This is a genomic window from Lichenihabitans psoromatis, assembly GCF_004323635.1.
Classification (GTDB): domain Bacteria; phylum Pseudomonadota; class Alphaproteobacteria; order Rhizobiales; family Beijerinckiaceae; genus Lichenihabitans; species Lichenihabitans psoromatis.
This window is the reverse complement of record NZ_CP036515.1, coordinates 4,514,834-4,530,052: the sequence shown is the minus strand read 5'-3', so window position 1 is coordinate 4,530,052 and position 15,219 is coordinate 4,514,834. Positions and strand designations below refer to the sequence as shown.

The 15,219-nt window shown below is 65.0% G+C and carries 7 protein-coding genes; 1 reads left to right on the top strand and 6 read right to left on the bottom strand.

What is annotated here, in order from left to right; translation table 11 throughout:
* Positions 1 to 3: 3 nt before the first annotated feature.
* The 6 genes from addA to ahcY all read right to left on the bottom strand — a co-directional run bounded on the left by addA (position 4) and on the right by ahcY (position 13,302).
* The gene (gene addA, locus EY713_RS21090; RefSeq protein ID WP_131118903.1) at positions 4 to 3,501 is read right to left on the bottom strand and encodes a double-strand break repair helicase AddA; all 3,498 of its coding nucleotides are present in this window, start codon (positions 3,499 to 3,501) and stop codon (positions 4 to 6) included.
* Positions 3,498 to 6,638: a double-strand break repair protein AddB gene (gene addB / locus EY713_RS21085; RefSeq protein ID WP_131118901.1), complete on the bottom strand. Its 3,141-nt coding sequence runs from the start codon at positions 6,636 to 6,638 to the stop codon at positions 3,498 to 3,500. The genes addA and addB overlap by 4 nt, the downstream gene beginning before the upstream one ends.
* 12 nt (positions 6,639 to 6,650) lie before the next feature.
* Positions 6,651 to 7,370: a nucleotidyltransferase family protein gene (locus tag EY713_RS21080; protein ID WP_131118897.1), complete on the bottom strand. Its 720-nt coding sequence runs from the start codon at positions 7,368 to 7,370 to the stop codon at positions 6,651 to 6,653.
* Positions 7,370 to 8,914 carry a tRNA (adenosine(37)-N6)-threonylcarbamoyltransferase complex ATPase subunit type 1 TsaE gene (tsaE, locus tag EY713_RS21075; protein ID WP_131118895.1) on the bottom strand — a complete coding sequence of 515 codons (1,545 nt, stop codon included), beginning with the start codon at positions 8,912 to 8,914 and terminating at the stop codon, positions 7,370 to 7,372. Before tsaE ends, EY713_RS21080 begins: the two co-directional genes overlap by 1 nt.
* A 121-nt stretch (positions 8,915 to 9,035) precedes the next feature.
* On the bottom strand, positions 9,036 to 11,423 hold the full coding sequence (locus EY713_RS21070; protein WP_131120042.1) for a sensor histidine kinase: 2,388 nt from the start codon (positions 11,421 to 11,423) through the stop codon (positions 9,036 to 9,038).
* A 460-nt stretch (positions 11,424 to 11,883) separates the two neighbouring features.
* Positions 11,884 to 13,302 carry an adenosylhomocysteinase gene (gene ahcY / locus EY713_RS21065; RefSeq protein ID WP_131118893.1) on the bottom strand — a complete coding sequence of 473 codons (1,419 nt, stop codon included), beginning with the start codon at positions 13,300 to 13,302 and terminating at the stop codon, positions 11,884 to 11,886.
* Between the two features lie 295 nt (positions 13,303 to 13,597).
* Between ahcY and EY713_RS21060 the strand changes: the two genes are divergently transcribed.
* The gene (locus EY713_RS21060) at positions 13,598 to 15,187 is read left to right on the top strand and encodes an ABC transporter substrate-binding protein (RefSeq protein WP_165491215.1); all 1,590 of its coding nucleotides are present in this window, start codon (positions 13,598 to 13,600) and stop codon (positions 15,185 to 15,187) included.
* The last annotated feature ends 32 nt before the right edge of the window (positions 15,188 to 15,219 follow it).

Here is a 15,219-nt window from a genome sequence, read left to right as displayed (position 1 = left end):
ACGTCAACGCGGCCCGAGCGTCGAAAGCGCCGCATCGAGATCGCCGGACGCAAGTTCCATCACGTGCGGCCCTTCGGTCCAGATCAGGAAAGCCCGCACGACCCGGCCGTGGTAGAGCGGCGACACGGCGGCACGGTAGAGCGCCAATTGGACCATGTAGGACGGCGGAACGGTGCCGCCACGCGGAGCAGCCCCGGTCTTGTAATCACCAATCCAAATCGCGTCGTCGGTCACCGCGATCCGATCGATCTGCCCGGTGACATCGACCTCATGTCCGGCGACGTCGACGCGGGCCGCGATCGCCACCTCGGCCTGCGAGCCCGGCCCGAACAACGGCAAAAGCGCCGGTTCGTCGAGCACGCGTAACGCCGTCGTGACGAGCTGGTCTCGCTTCTCCGCCGTGAGCCCGCGGCCCTGCGCCGCGAGATAGCGCAAGCCGGCATCGCGGCGGCGAGGGGTGGCGACGGCGGGGAGATGCTGCAGCAGCCGATGCATAAGCCGCCCGACGAGGGCCGCCTCGCGCTGGGCGGTTGGGCGAGGACCGACCGCGAGGTCGCCCGCGTCGCGGGGAGGTTGGTCGGCTGCCCCAAGCGCGTTGGACGGGCGGATTGGCGGCGCGACCGCAACCTCGCGCGGAGCGGGGCGGTTCAGCCATGCCGGGGCTTCCACAGGCAAACCCGCTGGTGCCGCGACCGCCATCGTGGCCTCGCCCATCGGATCGCTGCGCCTGAGGATCGTATCATTGGCATCCCATGGAGCCGGTACCGGCTCAAGGCCGAGGTCGACCGCCTCGATCATCTTGTACCAGCTATCGGGGGCGGGGTCGTTTTTGCCGTGGAACCCGCCGATATAGAGGCGTTCCTCGGCTCGCGTCAGCGCCACATAAAGGAGACGCCGATGTTCATCGAGCGTCGCCTCCCAGCCGGCCAAGCGCCGATCGGCCACCGCTGGCGTGTCGGCATCGCTTTTGGGCGACCAGACCAGCAGACCCGGACGAGATCCGCTCGATTGCTCGCCGTCGAGCCGCTCCTCTTCGAGCCGCTCGCCGTCGAGCCAGAACAACTTCGGATCGTGTTGCTTCATCGGCACGCCACAGGTATCGGGCAGGAACACGATCTTGGCTTCGAGACCTTTGGCCGCATGAACCGTCATGACCCGAACCGCGTCGCCGGCCGCGTCCATGTCGCGTTTGACTGAAAGCTCAGTGCCTTCCAGCCGGGCCAAGAAGGCCAGGAGCGACGGCGCGCCATCGCGCTCATGCGCCAGCGTCAGGGCCATGAACTCGTCGATCACGTCGCCGGCTTCGGGGCCGAGGCGCGACAGGAGCTTGCGACGGCCTCCGTCCTGACCGAGCAGCCGCGTATAGAACGCGAAGGGCGTCAGTGTCGCGGCCCGGTCGCGCCAAATCGAAAGCCAGTTATCAGCCGTCCGGTCCCGGTCGTTCGTGGATGCCGCGATCGCCTCGGCAAGGCTACCGCCTCGCTGTGGGGCGAGCCGCAGCAAATCGTCGTCGTCGAACCCGATCAGCGGCGATTTCAGCGCGCAAGCGAGCGTCAGGTCGTCGTCGGGCAGCAAGGCAGCGCGCCCCGCCGCCGTGAGATCCATGACGGCGATATGATCCGTGAGATTGACGCGATCGGCCCCCGCGACGGGCACGCGTTTGTCCTTCAAGGCCCGGATCACCGCATTGAAGAACGGCCCGCGCGAGCGCACGAGAATCAGGATGTCACCGGGGTGCACGGACCGGCGACGGTCGGAGGGGCCGTCGTGAACGGTTTCGGTCGAGCCGGGTGCGATGAGCCGCGCGATCGTGTCGGCGACGCGACGTGCCATCACGACGGCAGGATCGGACGCGTCGGGCAGATCGACCGGCAACCGCCAATCGGCGGGTTCGGGCGCCGGTGTCGGCCCGATCGGCCTCCACAGTTCCACGAGGCCCGGAATGGCGCGCTTCAAAGCTTCATGCGGCATCACGCCATCGGCTCCAGCCGAGAGCCCGCGCGCATGCCCCTCATGGGCAAAGATCCGGTCGACCACATCCAACACCGTGCGGGCCGAGCGGAACGACAGCTGAAGCCGCACGCTCTCGAACCGAAGGCCCGCCGCGATCGCGCGCTTTTTATAATCCTGGTGAGCGGCATCGAACATGGCGGGGCGGGCGCCCTGGAACGAATAGATCGATTGCTTCTCGTCACCGACCGCAAAGAAGGTGCGGTTGCTTCGGCTTTGCCCCTCGCCGGAGAAGAAGTCCCGGCTGATGGCGCGCAGGATGTCCCATTGATCGGGGGATGTATCCTGCGCCTCGTCGACCAAGACATGGTCGATGCCCGAATCGAGCTTGTAGAGCACCCAGGCGCTGTCCGAGCGCTGCAGCAACATGCGGCTGCGTTCGATCAGATCGGAAAAATCCAACAAGCCGCGACGGCGCTTCAGGCCCTCGTACGTGTCGAGGATGGCGCCCGCCACCGTCAGCAGTGCCATCGTGCCCTCGAACGCCTCGGCGGCCCGCCGTTTCGCCAACAGGTCCACGAGCCGATCGCGCTCGGCATCCAAAGATGCGCAGAGAGACGCCTCGGCCGCCCGCACTTTCTTGGCCAGATAGCTATCGGCCCGTTTGCCGAGCTTCTGCGTGAGGAAGACGTCGAGATAGGCCGCGATTACCCCGGGGCCGGTGGCCTGCGCCGCCTCGATCAGCCGTTCGCCAGTCGGGCTGCCAAGGCTGGCGAGATGCTGGCCGATGCTCTCCCATTCGGAGCGCGCTAGGCCATCGTCCAGCATGGCGCGTTCGACGTCGGCGATCCCGAGGCCGCCCGTGCCGAGCGCCTGTCCCAGCGCGTCACCCAGACGATCGATGCCGCCGGCCGCCTGTAGACTGGCGCGCAACGAACCATAATGCGTCGACACCTCCGCCACGAGCCCGTCGAAGACGGCGGTCGACAAAGTTCGCCCGAGCCGCTCGACAGCCTGCCCGAGGGCGGAGTCAGGGTCATCGACGGCCTCGGCCAAAGCGGCTTCTCGCGCGCGGGACAGCAATTCGGCTTGCTGTGTTGCCTCGATGACGGTGAAGCGGGCCGCCACATTGGCCTCGAACGGGAAGGCGTGCAGCATCTTCTCGCAGAAGGCGTGGATCGTCAGGATCTTCAAGCCGCCCGGCGTCTCGACCGTCCGGGCGAACAGGCGTCGCGCCGCCGCAAGATCGGCCGGGGTGGGACGCGGGGCGCCCGTTTCGATCATGGCGGCCGACAGCGCCACATCGTCCATCGTGACCCAGCGGGCCAGGGTGTCGAAGACCCGGATCGACATGTTGGCGGCTGCCGCCTTGGTGAAGGTGAGGCAGAGGATGCGGCTCGGTGCGACCCCGCCGAGCAACAGCCGGATCACGCGTCGGGTCAGCACGAAGGTTTTGCCCGACCCGGCATTGGCCGAAACCCAGGCCGAGCCAGTCGGATCCGACGCGCGCTGCTGGTTGACGATCGTATCGACCGGAATGTTCTGGCTCATGCGGCGTCCTCACCGTCGTCGCCGCCCCCGGCGGCCGACCATTCCTTCACGCGCGAGAGGTGATCATAGGCATTGAAGCGCGCCGCAAATTGCGGATAGGGCCGCGCCGGATAGCCCGTTGCGGGATCGCGAAAGCTGTCGAGCATTTGCACGAGACCCTCGAAATGGTCGGCGACCACATCTTCGAAGCTGCGGTCCTTCCAGGTGAGAGCGCGCAGCTCGACGCTGTCGGAAGTGCCGAATTTCACGTAGGTCGCGCCCTCGACCCGACGGCCCTCGCCGATCGTCGGAAAGGCGCCGCGCTCCACCATGGCGGCTTCGAGCGTGAGCTGCGGCGCGAAGCCGACCTTCACCGCGCTTAGCGACGGCGATGCCCCTGTTTTATAGTCGATGATGGTGACGAGGCCATCGGGTCCGGTCTCGATCCGGTCTGCATTGGCGGTCAGCTTGAAGACCGATCCGTCGGAGAGCGGAATCAGCAATTCGCCCCGCTCCTCGACCGCCAGCTGTGCGGCACGGGCGCGACGCCCGGCTTCCCAGGCCACGAAGGCGCGCGTCCAGCCGGCAATGCGCGGCCACAGAAACGAGCGAAACAGGGGCTCGTCCAGCGAGCCCTCGAAGATCGTTTCGGCGCGACCGAGCAGGTCGTCGGCGGCACCGGGGGGCAGCGGCCCTTCGGCATAGTGCCGCGTGAAGTCGCGCAGAACGGCGTGGAAATCGGTGCCGTATTCGCGCGGTCCCATGATGGCGCCGATCGGGTCGACCGGGCGGAGTTTTAGGATGCTCTCGGCATAGATCGCGTAAGGGTCGCGCCGTAATGTTTCGATGCGGGTCACGCTGAGGCGCGTCGGTCGCAGCGCCACGTCGGGTCGCGGCACGGGTCGCTTGAGCGTCTGGCTCTCGGCGGGACGATCGAGCGCCGCTGCGAGTGCCACATAGCGGGAGCCGCGTTGGCGACAGGTGGCCCAGTGCGGGCCGGCTACGGCGGCCATGCGTTGCAGGAAACGCGACGGCACGGTCGGCGCGCCGCCGCGTTTGCGGGCGCGGCTGAGGATGACGCGCGGCTGGCCGAGCGCCATGTCGAGATCATGCGCCGTCTGACCGATGCGTCGCTCCGGCGGCGGCAGGCCGAGGGCGGCGCGCATCGGCCGGTTTAAAAATGCGTCGGTCTGCACCAGCGGCGGCCAGATCGTCTCGTCGAGCCCGGCCAGCAACACCAGATCCGCAGAGAGCAAGCGGGCTTCGAGCAGCCCGAGGATTTTGAGGCGTGGATGGCTGCGGTTCGGGCCACGCACGGGCGTTTCGGCGGCGAAGCGGTCGAACAGAGCCGCGTAACCGGCTCCGTCCAGCGTGATCGCCGCATCGGCGGCCTCGCGCAGCGCATCAAACAGGGCCGCGACCGCGTGGCCGTCGATGCCGGTCATCGCCGTTTCGCCATCCGGGGTGAGCGTCATGGTCCAGATCGCTTCGGCATGGGCATCGAGCCAATCGGGCAGGGGCGTGCCGGCGCCGAGGCGATGCACGGGCGCGAGCGCCTCTGTCACATCCGCAAGAAAGGCGGCCAGCCGGTCGAAAGCGGCCTCGTCCAGACGTTTCAGCGGGTCTGGCGCATAAGGTTGCTGGCGCTTTGCCCGCGCGCGCTCGACCAGCCCGGCGGGATCATGCAGGGCGCGCGGCGGCAGCACTCCGCGCAGGATGGCGATCTCCAAGGTGCGGGCTAGGTCCGCCACCGCGTGGCGCGGGCGACCGAACCGGGCGAGCGGATGCGCCAGGAGAGCCAGCACCTCTACGGGCGCGAGATCGCTTAGGGCGCAATCGACCACGAGCCGCGCGAAAGCGCCGGCCGGCGTCGTTCCGAGTTGCTCGCCGCCCGATTCGTCGATTTCGATCGACCACCGGGCAAGTTCCTCGCGGACGCGTCGGCCGAGCGCATGGTCCGGCGTCACGAGAACGGCGGTGCCGTCCTGCTCGAGCGCCTCGCGCATCGCGATCGCCAGCGCCAGCGCTTCCTCGCGTTCATCGGCGGCCTCGATCACGAGCAGGTCTGCGAGGGCCGCCTCGAGATCGAGCGGCTCCGCCTGGTCCGCAAAGGCCCGCCACAGGTCGGTCGTTTCGGCTGGGCGCATCGCTTCGCTGACGAAGCGCCGCCGCATCGTGAGCGTGGGCGGCACCATGCCGAGCGGCACGACCGCGTCGCGCTCGACCCCGATCGTGCCGAGCAGGCGCTTCAGCGCGGCTTGCGGATGGCTGGCGGCCGGATCGGCACCGTTCAGCCCCGCGATGGCGCGCCAACTCGGCTCGTCGAGGCTGTGATCGAGCCCGGGCAGCACGACGGCTCCTTGCGGCAGGCGCGAAATGGCCGCGATCAAGCGCGCCGTCGCCTTGTTGGATCCCGTCGATCCGGCCACGATCACCGGTCCACTTGCGGTATGTTCGAGCCGCCTGATCTCCGCGTCGATCAGCGCGACCTGCCGCGCCGCGCGGTCGACTTCACCGCGTTCCGCCAAGATGGCGGGCCAGCCTGCGATGGCGATGTTCAAAAAGTCGAGCGTGATCCGCCAGTAACGATCGAACGCATCGGTGCCGAGCGGCTCGATGCTGGCCCAATGGATGCCCTCGGTCAGCAACTCGTCGCTGAGCGCGGCGAGATCGCCCGATAAGGCCCAGGCATCGGCCGCCGAGGTGGCGACCAGAAGATCCTCGTTGGCGTGGAGCGTGCGCCGACCCTCGCCATCGACCGAGATGATGGCGCGTCGCACGGCCTGCGCCCAACCAAGGATCATGCGGGTCATGATCATGCGGCGGGTGAGATCACCGATCGCGATCGGAAGGTCGGGCGTGAGCGGATCATCGAAACCGGGATCGTCGAACAGCACGTCCGTCTCGACCGCATCGAGCCCACCGAGCGGCAGGATGCGGGGCAGCAGGACCGAGGGCGCCGCGATGTGGCTCGCCAGGGTCGCGGCCAAGGCCCGGGCGGCGCGACGGGTCGGCACAAAGATGGTGGCGGAGGCAAGCCCGAGCGGGCCGGCTGCTGCTGAAAAACCGTGCACCAGCGTTCCGTCCAGCAGGGTCGTGGCAAGCGTGTCGAGAAACGGTGCGCCCGGCGGGATCGTGAACAGCCGGGGTTGTCGCATGCTTGTCTCGGTTCAGCGGTTCGAATGTTCGATGACGTCTTCGGCTTCGGCCAAGGCCTCGGGCGTGCCGACATGCAGCCACAGGCCCTCGAGCCGTGTGCCGAAGAGCCGCCCCGCCTCGGCCGCAGCGAAGAAGAACGGCGCCAGCCTGAACACGTCCGCTTGCGTTTCGGCGAAAAGCTCCGGCTTGACGATGCCGATCCCCGAATAGACGAACGGCGTCACCGCATGTTCCTGCCGACGCGACAGGCGGCCGTCTTCGTCCATGGCGAAATCGCCGGGCCAGTCGACCCCGATGCTGGTCGTCGTGGAGGCGACGAGCAGCAGGATATCCATCCGGTGCGGATCCCAATGTGCGGCGAGCCGGCGAAGGTTCGAGGTCGGGCCTTCGAGCCAGAGTGCGTCGGTGTTGCAGATGAGAAATGGAGCCGGGCCGAGCAAAGGCAGCGCCTTCTTGATGCCGCCACCCTGATCGAGCAGACGGTCGCGCTCGTCCGAGATGATGATCGAGGGCGCCGTGCGGCCCGCCAGACTCGCCTCGATCTGGTCGGCCAGATAGTGCACGTTGACGATGGCGTGCCGAACGCCGGCATCGGCCAGACGGTCGAGCGTATGGTCCAGCATCGACCGCTTCGCCACGGAAATGAGGGGCTTGGGCATGGTTTCGGTGAGCGGACGCATCCGCGTGCCGAGCCCTGCCGCAAACACCATGGCGACGTCGGGGATTGGCATCAGGATCGCTCGGCCCCGAGCGCGCGCGGCACATAGGCCTCAAACCAAGCCTTGAGCTCCGCAAGGGCGGGATGAGCGAGGCCCTTGGTCAGATAGGCTTCGATCCGCGGCAGGTTCTCGAGGTATTGCGGTTTGCGGTCGCGCTTATCGAGTCTCGCAAAAATACCGAGGATCTTGGTGGCGCGCTGCACGCCCATCACCGCATAGGCTTGGACAAAGCCGGCCATGTCGAAGCGGGGATCGGCGGCTTTTCGCATTTGAGCATAGGCTCCAAGCAGGCGGAGTTCGAGAGCGTCCGGCACGGTCACGCGCGCATCCTGCAGCAAGGCGGCAACGTCGTAGGCCGGATGGCCCATCACACAATCCTGGAAATCGACGATGCCGATTCTCGCCGTGCCGCGCCGGTCGGGCAGCCAGATCAGATTGGGAGAATGGACGTCGCGCAGGCACCAGGTTGCCGGGGCGTCGATCAGCGGCTGCAACAGGCGCGTGTAGATGGCCAGGAACGTCGCGCGGGCGCTGGCCGACACCGCGACCTTGGCGATTTGCGGCGCATACCAATCGATCATCAATTCGGCTTCGATCAGCAGAGCGTCGAGGTCATAGGGCGGGATTTGATACGGCGTCGCATCGTCGATCGGCACCGTGGTCGGCAGCGTCGCGCCATGCAGTTTGCCGAGGAGCCCGACCGCTTCGAGGTAGCGTTCCGCGATCGGGCCATCGGCCGTGACACACGGCTCCGACCCCAGATCCTCCAGCACCGCGAGGCCCGCGTCGATGTTGGCCGCATAGATCTCCGGGGCCGAGATGCCCTGCTGGCGGAGCGCTTTATCGATCGCGATGAAGGGCCGGATGTCGGCCGCGAGTTGCGCGATCAGGTGATAGGGCTTGCCATAACGCACCACCGGCGCATCAGCGCGCGGCGGCGAGATCATCAGGACAGCCGTTCGCCCATCCGACCGGGTCAACCGCTCATAGGCGCGCGTCGAGGCATCGCCGGTCATATATCGCCGAGCCGCCCCATCGAAGCCCGCTTCGGGCAGGAGGTCCTCGATCGCCTTGATCTCGCCGAGACGGGGGGCGAACCGGCCATAGCCCGTCATCACCATGTCGCGGCGGCGCGGGTCGGCGTCGGCCGGGATTGAAAATTGGAGATCGAGCCGATCCGGCGCGATCCCATTGCCGATGCGATCGGCCCATTCGACAATCACCAGCGCGCCATCGGCCGCTTCGTCCCAGCCGAGTTCGGCGAGCTCGTCCACCGTCTCGATGCGGTAGAGATCGGCATGGACGATCGGGAAGGCGCGACCGTCGTAGACTTGAACGAGCGTGAAGGTTGGGCTCGGCACGTCAAGCGTCGGATCGTTCGTGAGCTCCCGGATCAAGGCTCGCGCGAATGTGCTCTTGCCGGCACCGAGATCGCCCGACAGGGTCAGGAGGTCGCCGGCCTTCACCCAGCCCGCAACTTTGCTGGCCAGCATGACGGTCACGGTTTCGTCGCGCAGCACGAACTGCCACCGCGTCGCCGCTCCCGTTTCAGTCATGGTCCCCACCTCTAGCCAGAGCGCCGCAGCATGCTGACCCGTCGATAAAGGATCAGCGGCAACAGAACAATGCCATCGCGAGTCGCAAAGGAGCGGCGGCGGCCGATCATGTCCTTGCTGCTTAGTGGGAGCGAAGGCTGGTCGGCAGCACGGCGTCGCTTTCGATGGCCTGCGCCTGAAAGATACATGTCACGGTCGTGCCCTCGCCGAGGGCCGAATCGATGAGCACCTGGCCGCCGTGTAATTCGACGAAAGCCCGCACGATCGACAGTCCGAGGCCGACGCCGCGATGCCGGGATCCAATCGTGTCGCTCTCGAAGCGATCGAAAACGCGATCCAGCATATCGCTCGACATGCCGCGACCCTCGTCGGTAACCTTAAAGACGACCTGATCCTGCCGCCGCATGGCCGCCAGCGTCACGGTCTGGCCTGCCGACGAGAAGCCGATCGCGTTGGACAGAAGGTTGAACAGGATCTGCCGCACGCGTTGGCCGTCGGCCTCGAAGACGCCGATCCCCTCGCGGGCAACGATCTGCAGTGTGATGCCTGCATCCGACAGCCGGTCCTGCACACCTTCGGACGCTTCATCCATGATCTGACGGATGTCGACATCGCCGACGCTCAGCTCCATCGCGTCGATGTCGATGGTGGCGAGATCGAGAATGTCGTTGATGATCGCCAACAGGGCCGATGAGGATTTGGTGACGTAGCCCGCATATTCGAGTTGTTTGGCATTCAGCGAGCCGACCGACCGGTCGCCGAGGAGCTGCACAAAACCGATGATGTTGGTCAGGGGCGATCGCAATTCGTAAGAGACGTGGTGCACGAAATCGTTGCGGATCTTCTCGGCATCGATCAGCGCCTGGTTACGCTCCTTCAAGGCACGCTCGACGTTCACGCCAGCCGTGACGTTGGTAAAGGTCAGCAGCGTCGCGCCGTCGGGCAACGGGGCCGCCGCATAGTCGAGGATCGTTCCATCCCGCCGCTGCAGCCGCTGTTCGAAGCCGCGCCGTTCGTCTTCGAGGCCCGCCACGATGGTCCGCATCGCGGTCCAGGCGGTGCCATCGCCGCAGAGTGGACCGCATAGGCCTGCGATCTCATCGATATGGGGGCGCTCCAGCAACGTTGCGCCATCGAGCCGCCAGATCTCAGCAAAAGCCGGATTGAACAGTTTGAGGCGGCCGTCCGTGCCGAACACCGCCACGGCTTCCTTCAACGTGTCGAGAGTCTCGCCCTGGACGCGGATGAGCGCGTTATATTTCGATTCGAGGTGGTAGCGCTCGGTCACATCGTCGAACAGGTAGGTGATGCCGCCGTTCGGGTTGGGGTTGGTGACGGCCCGCAGCGTGCGGCCGCCGGGCAGATACCAGGCAGTTTCGCTCGGCTCGACCGCTTGATAGGCCGCAAGAACGCTGGCTTTCCAGGCGCGGTAATCGGCCTGTTCGGGCAGGCGTCCTTCGGCGCGGAGGCGGTCGAGGATTTCGCCGTCGAGCGGCTGGCTGTCCAGAAAAGCGGCGTCGAGCGACCAAAGGTCTCGGTAGGCCGAATTATGAAACACCAGTTTCTTCGATCGGTCGAAGATCGCGACCGCGGTCGAGAGTTGATCGAGCGTGCGGGAGTGGGACGTCATCTGCCGCTCGAGTTCGGAGCGAGCCGATTCGAGTTCGGAGAGGTCGATCGCGATGCCGGCGGAACATTTCGCCGATGGAACGTCGATGACGTGCAGGAGATGGCGCTCGCCCGCCACAACCGCATGCGAGCGGGCGATCCACGCGGTTCCGGTCGCGCGGGTCGCGTCGGCCGTGGCGCGCGCGGATTGATCGAGCAATTCGAGGCTGCGGACCACCGCGTCGGTGGGATCCTTTGCCTCGACCGCTTTGCCATAGGCTTTGTTGACCCAACTCAGGCGGCCGGCCTCATTCCGCATCCAGGCCGGATCGGGAATGATGTCGAGCATCTGCCGCAGGGCCTCGATCTCGTCGAGCACCTGGCCGTGCCGGTCGCGCAAGCGCGTCAACTCGAGCCGGTCACCCGAGACATCGCGGATGCGCAGGATCGCCCGACCACCGACCGCGCGGCCTTCGATTTCAAGATGACGACCCGCCACCGTGAGCACGGCCATGCGAAAGCCTTCGCCCCGCGCGCGCAGGTGATCCACCGCATGTTCGAGCGATTGGGCCGTCGCGGGCGGCAACCATGTTCCGAAGCCGAGGATGCGGCGCGCCACGAGGGCATCGGCCACGAGCGAGAGATCCCCCTCGATCTCCGGCTCGCTGGTGGCGGAACGCCAGGCGACGACGATCTGCGGTTCGGCCGTCATGAATACCTGCGCCCGATCGACCTTGGCGCGCGCTTCGGCGAGTTCGGCCGTCATCTGCTGTTCGCGCTCCGCCCAGCGGCGACGGGCGGTCAAGTGCAGGAGCGCGACGACGGTTGCGATGAGAACCAGGGCCACGATGATGGCGAGGCCGGCGGATTCCCCATGGTCGAGCATGGAGCCGAGCGACATGAGGCGAATGTCGGCTGCCGATCCCGGGCCGCTGAGCAGGATAAGGATCAGCGCGGCCTGGCCGATGCGGCTCACGATCGGCGCGGTGGAAGCAACGGGCGTTGCAGGGGCGGCACCAGAGCGCAGACGAGAGCGCGAAGCCGGTCGGCGCTGGTCGGCCGAGCAGCCGCTCCGACGCGCCTGCACAGAAATCGCCACGCCAAGGCGCTTCCCGAATCCCATTCCAAAGTCCCTTTGCGTCGCGGCCGTGGAGCCCACGCCTGACGCCGTGAGGACCAACCCCAGCGACAACGACGCTGCGACCTGATTCGCTTCAACTTAGCCTTTCACGAAGCGACTGAGAAAGTGGTTAACGCATAACAAAACACCCTCGAGGTGTTCCCGCCACGAGGGTGTTGTTCATGCAACGCTCGTCCGTGCGACCGACCGAGTGGGCCGCCTCAAACGACCCCGGTTGGTCTCAGTAGCGATAGGTATCCGGCTTGAACGGGCCAGTCTGCGACAGGCCAAGATAGGTGGCCTGCTGATCCGACAATTTGGTCAGCTTCACGCCGATCTTGGCGAGGTGGAGCGAGGCGACCTTCTCGTCGAGTGTCTTCGGCAGCACGTAAACCTTCTTCTCGTAATCGCCCTGCTTGGTCCAAAGCTCGATTTGCGCGAGCGTCTGGTTGGTGAAGGAGGCCGACATCACGAAGGAGGGATGACCCGTGGCGTTGCCGAGGTTCACAAGACGCCCTTCGCTGAGCAGGATGATGCGCTTGCCGTCGGCGAATTCGACCTCGTCGACCTGCGGCTTGACGTTGTGCCACTTGAAATTCTTGAGCGACGCGACCTGAATTTCCGAGTCGAAATGACCGATGTTGCAAACGATCGCCCGGTCCTTCATGGCGCGCATGTGATCGATCGTGATGACGTCGACGTTGCCGGTCGCGGTGCAGAAGATGTCGGCGCGGGGTGCCGCATCTTCCATCGTGGTGACTTCATAGCCTTCCATGGCGGCCTGCAGGGCGCAGATCGGGTCGACCTCCGACACCATGACGCGGCAGCCGGCGTTGCGGAGCGAGGCGGCCGAGCCTTTGCCCACGTCGCCGAAGCCCGCCACCATGGCGACCTTGCCGGACATCATGACGTCGGTGCCACGGCGAATGCCGTCGACGAGGCTTTCGCGGCAGCCGTAGAGATTGTCGAATTTGGACTTGGTGACGCTGTCGTTGACGTTGATGGCCGGGAAGAGAAGCTTGCCTTCCTTCTCCATGATGTAGAGGCGGTGAACGCCCGTCGTGGTTTCCTCGGTCACACCCTTGATGGCTTTGCCGACCCGGCCATACCAACCATGGTTGGAGGCGATCCGCGCCTTGATGGCCGCGAAGAGGACTTCTTCTTCTTCGTTGGTGGCGCCCTCGAGGAAGGCGACGTCGCCGGCTTCGGCACGGATGCCGAGATGGATCAGCAGCGTCGCGTCGCCGCCGTCGTCGAGGATCATGTTCGGGGTGCCGCCATCGGCCCACTCGAAAATCTTATGCGTGTAGTCCCAGTAATCCGTGAGGTTCTCGCCCTTGATGGCGAAGACCGGGGTGCCCGTGGCCGCAATGGCGGCGGCGGCATGGTCCTGCGTCGAATAGATGTTGCACGAGGCCCAACGCACGTCGGCGCCGAGATGCTTCAAGGTTTCGATCAGCACAGCGGTCTGAATCGTCATATGCAGCGATCCGGCGATGCGGGCGCCTTTCAGCGGCTGCGACGCGCCAAACTCGGCCCGCGTCGACATGAGACCGGGCATTTCCGTCTCGGCGATCGCGATTTCCTTACGGCCCCAGTCGGCGAGACCGATATCGGCAATGGCATAATCGTGAGCGGATGTGGTTTGGGCTGAGCTCATGTGGTCGGATCCCCGAGAGTGCGTTCGCAAACCTCGTATCAGCCGAAAGACGCTGAGGCAATAAACATATGTCGAAGTCTTTATATGGATAGAAGGCGCTAATGTCGGAATGGTATGACGATTGCTTCCCTCGGGCGGGCAGCGCGGATCGTCGCGTGTCTCTCGAATCCGATTGCAACGCTGCTCAAATCACGCTTCGATATGGCGCGTATTTGAGCATCCTGACATGGTGTTGATCGAGGCCGCAACCGGAAGCGGGTTGCTGCAGGCTTTGGCTCGTAACTGAAGGTGACGAATGAACCATTTGAAAATGATCGGTTTTGGGGTTGCGGCTTTGTTGCTCGGATCGAGCGCAGCCTCGGCCAAGACCTTGGTTTATTGCTCCGAAGGTTCGCCGGAAAATTTCACCCCTGCGCTGAACACCACTGGCACCAGCTTCGACGCCGCCCGCCCGGTATTCGACCAGCTCGTTGAATTTGACCGTGGCGCCACCACCCTGAAGCCCGGCCTCGCTGAAAGCTGGATCGTCAGCCCCGATGGCATGACGATTACGTTCAAGCTGCGGAAGGGTGTGAAATTCGGCGCGATCCGCGACTTCAAGCCGACCCGTGATTTCAATGCCGACGACGTGTTGTTCTCGTTCGGTCGCCAATATGACGAGAAGAACCCCTACTATAAGGTCTCGGGCGGCAAGTACGACTATTACTCCGACATGGATATGCCGAAGCTCGTCAAGTCGATCGAGAAGAAGGACGATTATACGATCGTCATGACGCTCAGCGAGCCGAATGTCGCGATTTTGGCGAATCTCGCCATGGACTTCGCGACGATCCAGTCGGCCGAATATGCCGACAGCTTGATGAAAAAGGGCAAGCCCGAGCAATTCGATCAGGTTCCGGTCGGCACCGGGCCGTTCACCTTCTCGTCCTATCAGAAGGACGCCGTGATCCGCTTCAAGGCCAACAAGGATTACTGGGGCGGCAAGCCGCCGATCGACGACCTCGTTTTCGCGATCACGCCTGACCCGACCGCGCGCCTGTCGAAGCTGAAGACCGGCGAATGTCAGGTTTCGACCTTCCCGCGTCCGGCCGATCTGCCCGAAATGCAGAAGGATCCCGATCTCACGGTCATGTCGCAGCCGGGCCTCAACATCGGCTATCTGGCCTTTAACGCGCAGAAGCCGCCCTTCGACAAGAAGGAAGTCCGTCAGGCTCTCAGCATGGCGATCGATAAGCCGTCGATCATCAAGGACGTTTATCTCGGGGCCGGCCAAGCCGCCAAGAACCTCATTCCGCCGACCATGTGGGCCTATAACGACAAGGTCGTCGATTATCCGTTCGATCCTGAGAAGGCCAAGGCACTGCTGAAGACCGCCGGTGTCACCACGCCGCTCGACATCGACCTCTGGTACATGCCCGTGCAGCGGCCCTATAACCCGGACGCCAAGCGCATCGCCGAGATGATGCAGTCGGATCTCGCCAAGATCGGCGTCAATGCGAAGCTTGTGACCTACGAGTGGGGCGAATATCGCAAGCGGTTGCAGAATGGCGAAGCGACGGCGGCGTTGTTCGGTTGGACGGGCGACAATGGCGATCCGGACAATTTCTTCTTCTTCCTCGGTTGCCCGGGCGGAAAGCCGGCGGCCAGCAACGTCGGCAAATGGTGCAACACGGAGTTCGATGCGCGCTTGGACAAGGCCAAGCAGATCACCGATCAGGCCGAGCGCACGAAGCTCTATGGCGAGATGCAGGTCATCGAGCATGACGACGAACCCGTGCTCAACATTGCCCACTCGGTCGTGTATCAGCCGATGCGCAAAAATGTCGTAGATTACAAAATGAGCCCGTTGGGTCGTAACCAGTTCGATGGCGTCGACCTGAAGTAATCGAGGTGATCGTCATTCTTTTCATCATCAAT

Bases quoted from the DNA above. Each gene is read 5' to 3' on its own strand.
- addA (WP_131118903.1), bottom strand. From the start codon at position 3,501: ATGAGCCAGAACATTCCGGTCGATACGATCGTCAACCAGCAGCGCGCG.
- addB (WP_131118901.1), bottom strand. From the start codon at position 6,638: ATGCGACAACCCCGGCTGTTCACGATCCCGCCGGGCGCACCGTTTCTC.
- EY713_RS21080 (WP_131118897.1), bottom strand. From the start codon at position 7,370: ATGCCAATCCCCGACGTCGCCATGGTGTTTGCGGCAGGGCTCGGCACG.
- tsaE (WP_131118895.1), bottom strand. From the start codon at position 8,914: ATGACTGAAACGGGAGCGGCGACGCGGTGGCAGTTCGTGCTGCGCGAC.
- EY713_RS21070 (WP_131120042.1), bottom strand. From the start codon at position 11,423: ATGTCGCTCGGCTCCATGCTCGACCATGGGGAATCCGCCGGCCTCGCC.
- ahcY (WP_131118893.1), bottom strand. From the start codon at position 13,302: ATGAGCTCAGCCCAAACCACATCCGCTCACGATTATGCCATTGCCGAT.
- EY713_RS21060 (WP_165491215.1), top strand. From the start codon at position 13,598: ATGAACCATTTGAAAATGATCGGTTTTGGGGTTGCGGCTTTGTTGCTC.